The following is a 6157-nucleotide window of genomic DNA, read 5'->3' as shown; positions in this document are numbered from 1 at the left end:
TCGGCAGTGATGACGCGGTCGAAAGCGGCGAGCTTCTCCTTGTTGAGCGACACGCCACCGCCCTGCACGAGCTTGCGCATCTCGCCCTTGCTTGCAAACACGGCGGCATCTTGCGTGAAGAGGTCGCCGGCCGGCTGTCCGAGCTTGTCGGCCGAAATCTCAAACTGAGGCACACCCTCGAAAATATCGAGAAGTGTCTGTTCGTCGAGCTTCAGCAGGCTGTCTTTCGTTGACTTGCCGAAGAGTATGTCGCTGGCCTCCACAGCAGTGTCGAAAGCCTCGCGCGAGTGTACCATCACCGTGACCTCCTCCGCCAGCCGCTTCTGCAACGAGCGGCGTCCGGGGTCTTGACGGTGTTCCTCAACGAGGGTGTCTATCGTCTCCTTGTCGAGACTTGTGAATATCTTGATGTAGCGCTCGGCATCGTCGTCGCTGACATTAAGCCAGAACTGATAGAACTTATAAGGTGTGGTGCGCTTGGGGTCGAGCCAGATGTTTCCGCTCTCCGTCTTGCCGAACTTCTTGCCGTCTGCCTTCGTTATCAGCGGGCAGGTGAGGGCGTATGTCTCCACTTCGTTGCCCAGTGTGCGGCGGATAAGCTCGGTGCCTGTGGTCATGTTGCCCCACTGGTCGTTGCCACCGAGCTGCAACTTGCAGTTCATGTGCTCGTAGAGATACAGGAAATCGTAGCCTTGGAGCAGCTGATAGGTAAACTCGGTGAACGACAGACCGTCGCGTGCGGTACCGTTAAGGCGCTGCTGCACACTCTCCTTAGCCATCATGTAGTTGACGGTGATATGCTTTCCCACCACACGGGCGAAGTCAAGGAAGGTGAAGTCTTTCATCCAGTCGTAGTTGTTCACCATCTCAGCCTTGTTAGGCTCGTTGCCGTCGAAATCGAGGAACTTGGCCACTTGCTGCTTGATGCACTCCTGGTTGTGGTAGAGAGTCTTGTCGTCGAGCAGGTTGCGCTCCTGGCTCTTGCCCGATGGGTCGCCGATCATGCCGGTGGCTCCGCCCACGAGTATTATCGGCTTGTGGCCGCATCGTTGCAGGTGACGCAGCATCATGATGCCGCACAGGTGGCCTATATGAAGTGAGTCGGCGGTGGGGTCGGTGCCGAGATATGCCGTCACCATCTCGCGTTGCAGGAGTTCTTCCGTTCCGGGCATTATCTGGGCGAGCATCCCGCGCCATTTCAGTTCTTCAACAAAATTCTTTTTCATATCTTGATCGTTATATGTTATTAATCGGTTAGGGTACCGGGTCGTATCCACTGCCGCCCCAAGGGTGGCACTTCAATATCCTGCGGACGGCAAGCCACAATCCGCGTAACGGGCCGTGCCGCATTATTGCCTGGCGGGCATATTCGGAACATGTGGGGGTGAAACGGCAGGCGGGCGGAGTGAGAGGGGACACATACCGCTGATAGAACACTATCGGCAGGCAGAGCGCCCATGAGAGGGCTTTCACGACGGGACGGAACATGGCTGCCATAATCTCTGATCACTCTTCGTTCCGCGGATGGCAGGAAGCGCCACGGCGGTGTTCAAGACGCTCGGCAAGGCGCACGAGCAGCGACTTCACGCAGGCATCTACATCGGCACTGTCATAGAGGCGGCCGGCCTGCCATACAAACGCCATAGCCACCATGGTCTGCGGCATGGCATCGAGCACTCCGGCAAGCAAGGGCTTGTTCATCCTGTAAGCCTCACGCACCTGACGCTTGACACGGTTGCGCTTGACAGCATGCTTGAAATGCCGCTTCGGCACGCTGATGAGCACCTGGGCCGGCGCATCGCCGGCCGCACGCTCAACGGGAAGGTAGACGAGACGCAACGGGAACGCCGCAAGCGAACGGCTGCCGCCCCCGCCGAAGAGCCTTTCTACCAGCTTGCGGCTGACGATGTGCTCACGCTTCGCAAATGTGTGTGTCGCCTGTTCCGGCATGGTGTTTGGATTTATGGTGATACCGCACAGGAAAATTATCCCTGTATCTCGTTGAGATAGTGCAGCAAGGCGCTTGTCATCGAGGGATATTTCTCCGTGGGAGCTTCGAGATCGAGCCGCAGGCCGGCATCTTTCACGGCTTTGGCCGTGGCGGGGCCGAAGGTGGCTATCGCAGTGTTCTTCTGATTGAAATCGGGGAAGTTCTTTATCAGCGAGTCTATTCCGGCCGGACTGAAAAACACGAGCATGTCGTAGTCGAACGTGTCCACTTCATCCTGCGTGAAGTCGTTGCTCACGGTGCGGTACATGACGCATTCCGTGTAGTTAAGCTTCTTGGAGTCAAGCAGGCCTGTGAGATTGCTGTTGTGAACATCGCTCATCGGCACAAGATACTTCTCACCCTTGTGCTTGACCATTGTGGGTATGAGATCGTCTATCTTGCCCGTAGAGCCGAAGAAGACCTTGCGCTTGCGATACTGCACGTACTTCTGGATATACAGGGCTATCGTCTCAGTCACGCAAAAGTATTTCATGTCTTCGGGTATAGTCAACCGAAGTTCTTTTGCCAACTTGAAATAATTGTCTATCGCATGGCGCGACGTGAAAACAACCGCTGTGTAGTCCAACATGTTTACTTTCTGCTGACGGAATTCCTTGGAACTGATTCCCTCGACCTTAATGAACGGACGGAATACCAACTCCACGTCAAACCTCTCCGCAAGATCAAAATAAGGAGACTTATCACTGGCGGGCTTCGGCTGTGAAACCAAAATCTTCTTAATCATCGATGTCCTAAAAATTTATTTCCAAATAGTTGCCTGTCAGTACCAACGCACCCCATAAGACTGCGATAGGCACGGCTTCAAGGGCACAAAAGTACAAAATTATTTGCAGAAAAGCCGTTTTCCGACGGAAAAAGATGGAATAGCACTTATAAAATGTCAGTATTTTAACGAAAACCAATACAATTACAAAGTAAATGATGACATTATGTATCGACAGATTGAAGTACACCTGAAGCAGGACGACAGGCAACAGCAGTATGCCCTCGGACGATGATATGAACAGAAGGGATTTGAGCCACTGGATGTTCTGGCGCCAACTGAAAAACACGGAATTGACAAAACTGTACAGCAGGCAACGCAAAAGGTGGAAACCGGCAAACATGCCGAAGAAAATCGCTATGAGGTGATACTGGGACGAGAGAATGAACGTCTCACCGACATAATGCAAAGTGTAGAAATACTGGAAGACGGCAAGCAACAGGCACGTCTGAAGCACAAGGAACAGTTGGAAGCGCACCTCGGAAGAAGTCTCTGTGATGGAAGACGACTCGGACCGGGGCACGTAGATGAAATCCTTTATCTGCCTGACGATGAAACGGCGGGAATTTGACAAAGCTATTATCACCATGATGATACAGGCGAGTAACAGGCTTGTTATCATGTTGTCGTCACGCACGGTATACGGCACGGGATCGCCCGCCACGCCGCGCCCGCCGGCCGGTATCTCGGGACGAAACAGCGAGTCGGCAAAAAAGATGTTCTCCTCGTAACATCCGGAAAGGCTTATTTCGCGGGGCTCTTCGGCAGGCTTGGGACGGAGTAGATATACGCTGTCGAAAGGCACATGCCACACGGTGTCGACCGCCGGGCCGGCCACGGCAACGGTGTCTTGCGACGCAACGGGAACGGCATGTGAACGGCCGGCAGACACCGCCGCGGTATTATCCGTATGCACGGAGACCGCCTCCGCAGGCATGTCGGCCTGCGGGGCGGTCTCCGTGATGAGTGTATCTTGCCTCGCCATTCGCGTTTACAGTCCGAATTCGCGTTTTATGTCGGCCACACGGTCAAGTTTCTCCCATGTGAACAGTTCGATCTGCATGGTCTTATCTTCGTGATAATGGCTTGTAAAAGTCTTCGACACCGTCTTCGGCTCACGTCCCATGTGTCCGTAAGCGGCGGTCTCGAGATACATCGGCTGACGCAATTTAAGGGTACGCTCGATTGTCTTCGGGCGCAAATCGAAAAGTTTTTCTATACGGGCGGCAATCTCACTGTCGCTCATGCCCACCTTGCCGCGGCCGTAAGTGTTCACATATATGTTCATCGGACGGGCCACGCCGATGGCATAGCTCACCTGGACAAGCATCTCGTCGGCCACTCCCGCAGCCACCATGTTCTTGGCTATATGGCGTGCCGCATACGCCGCGGAACGGTCTACCTTGCTCGAATCCTTGCCGCTGAAGGCTCCGCCGCCGTGTGCGCCCTTACCGCCGTAGGTGTCTACGATTATCTTGCGGCCGGTAAGGCCTGTATCGCCGTGCGGGCCTCCGATGACGAACTTGCCTGTAGGGTTTACATAGTACTTTATGTCGTCGCCGAAAAGTGCCTGCACTTTTTCGGAGTGTATACGCTCCATGACACGGGGCATGAGGATATTGAGCACATCATCCTTTATTGTGGCAAGCATGGTGTCGTCGTCGCCAAACTCATCATGCTGGGTAGACACCACGATTGTGTCTATACGCTCCGGGACGCCGCCGTCGCTGTACTGCACCGTCACCTGACTCTTCGAGTCGGGACGGAGGTATGTCATGACCTTGCCTTCCTTGCGGATGTCGGCCAATGTGGACATTATCAGATGGGCGATGTCGAGCGATACGGGCATATAGCTCTCGGTCTCGTTAGTGGCATAACCGAACATCATGCCCTGGTCGCCTGCACCCTGGTTGTCATCGCTGCCGTTATCCACTCCCCGGTTGATGTCGTCACTCTGCTCGTGAATGGCGCTCAGTATGCCGCACGAATTGCCGTCAAACTGATATTCGGCCTTGGTATATCCGATTTTCTTTATCGTATTGCGGGCAATGGTCTGCAAATCGATATACACATCGCTGCGCACCTCGCCCATTATCACTACCTGACCGGTGGTCACGAAACTCTCGCAGGCCACACGGGCATGCTCGTCGTATGCAAGAAACTGGTCGAGTATGGCGTCGGATATCTGGTCGGCCACTTTATCAGGATGTCCTTCGGATACTGATTCTGATGTAAACAGGTATGACATGTCTTTTCTCCTCTTATCGTTTATTGGTACTTATATCATTGTTTGACTTGCAAAGATACTGTAAGTATGTTTAATCACCAAAGGAAAAAGGGAAAATCTAAGCCTTGGCACCGGTACAGGTATCCCACGCCGGAAGAAGTGAGGGGAATGTGTTTCAAGAACTGGTGCTTTTGCACTTCGTTTTTGAAACTACAGGTGCCGGCATCTCAATGCTGTCCTTGCGGTTTCAACCGACAGGCGCAAATCTGTGGTTTGCCCATAGAACCCGGTCCTTGGATTTAAATAATAGTTTTTTTGCGATAGCAAAATTTTATAGTTATAGTTATTGTTATTGTTAATATGGATCTGATGAGAAAAGTTGTTATCTGTGTGTATTGAAATACCGTCCAAAACCATTGTTCTGAACGGTATTATTCGTAAAGTCAGGCAGTTATCATAAATACTCACCTTACGCTTGGAATAAACCGGGTACTATAGGCTACGCATAAAACAGAAAACGCCGTGCCCAAAAACTGTCTCACACAAATAACGGGGCGCAAAAATACTTGACAACCGATATCACAAGTCCGAATACCACGGCATTGGCAAGAATAATTGGCACAGCTTTCGCTTCATCCTTACCTATCATCACTACAACAGGAAGAGCCATCAAAAATGAGACGATGGGACCTACAAGAAAATCATTAACATCCAACTGTGGAAGTGTGGTATTGAAGATTATAAACGTCACCACTAATATACCGATTGACAAAATCTAAAAAACAAATATTTGACATGGAGAAGCGAACAAACTCGCAAAATGACAACAATTGGGTGCGCCCACAAAGATAAAAAGTAATAAAGGAAGCACGTTCACAGTGGTGATGAGCCGACAAAGGCACGAATGACGCTCCATGATGCAAAGATAGAATTTCATTGATGAATAAAAGAAGAATCCCTCCATGTTTATCCGGTGAGCCCAAAGCATTCAGGGCGTCTCCGGGAGGGGGGCAGATATCAGGTCCTTTCCTTTCAGACTTACAAAACTATATGCGTAAGCCCCATATGTCTATCGGGTGACCCGCAAAGGCCGCCACCTGACGGAACGCATGACGCGGGGACACAAAAAAAGTTCCCCCGGACACGTCATGGTGTC

At 52.0% G+C, this 6157-nt stretch carries 7 protein-coding genes; all 7 read right to left on the bottom strand.

The genetic code is table 11. The features are described from left to right. The coding region (gene tyrS, locus MoGM_RS11925; RefSeq protein WP_104370275.1) for a tyrosine--tRNA ligase at window positions 1–1226 on the bottom strand (1226 nt) is incomplete at its 3' end. 28 nt (window positions 1227–1254) lie between these two features. Beyond that, window positions 1255–1497 (bottom strand): membrane protein insertion efficiency factor YidD, encoded by a 243-nt coding sequence (yidD, locus tag MoGM_RS11920; RefSeq protein WP_104370274.1) that lies wholly within the window; start codon window positions 1495–1497, stop codon window positions 1255–1257. A gap of 9 nt (window positions 1498–1506) precedes the next feature. Then, a complete protein-coding gene (locus MoGM_RS11915; RefSeq protein ID WP_104370273.1) occupies window positions 1507–1950 on the bottom strand; it encodes a ribonuclease P protein component in 444 nt (147 codons plus the stop codon). Between the two features lie 35 nt (window positions 1951–1985). Continuing rightward, entirely contained in the window at window positions 1986–2735 is a 750-nt protein-coding gene (locus MoGM_RS11910) for a uroporphyrinogen-III synthase (protein WP_104370272.1), read from the bottom strand. Between the two features lie 7 nt (window positions 2736–2742). Continuing rightward, window positions 2743–3759: a DUF4271 domain-containing protein gene (locus MoGM_RS11905; protein ID WP_104370271.1), complete on the bottom strand. Its 1017-nt coding sequence runs from the start codon at window positions 3757–3759 to the stop codon at window positions 2743–2745. Window positions 3760–3765: 6 nt separating this feature from the next. Further along, the gene (gene metK / locus MoGM_RS11900; protein WP_104370270.1) at window positions 3766–5022 is read right to left on the bottom strand and encodes a methionine adenosyltransferase; all 1257 of its coding nucleotides are present in this window, start codon (window positions 5020–5022) and stop codon (window positions 3766–3768) included. Between the two features lie 517 nt (window positions 5023–5539). Continuing rightward, window positions 5540–5752 (bottom strand): hypothetical protein, encoded by a 213-nt coding sequence (locus MoGM_RS11895; protein WP_146078736.1) that lies wholly within the window; start codon window positions 5750–5752, stop codon window positions 5540–5542. Window positions 5753–6157: the final 405 nt, after the last annotated feature.

The organism is Prevotella sp. MGM1, assembly GCF_002933775.1.
Classification (GTDB): Bacteria; Bacteroidota; Bacteroidia; order Bacteroidales; family Bacteroidaceae; genus Prevotella.
This window is presented reverse-complemented; position numbering and strand designations above follow the sequence as displayed.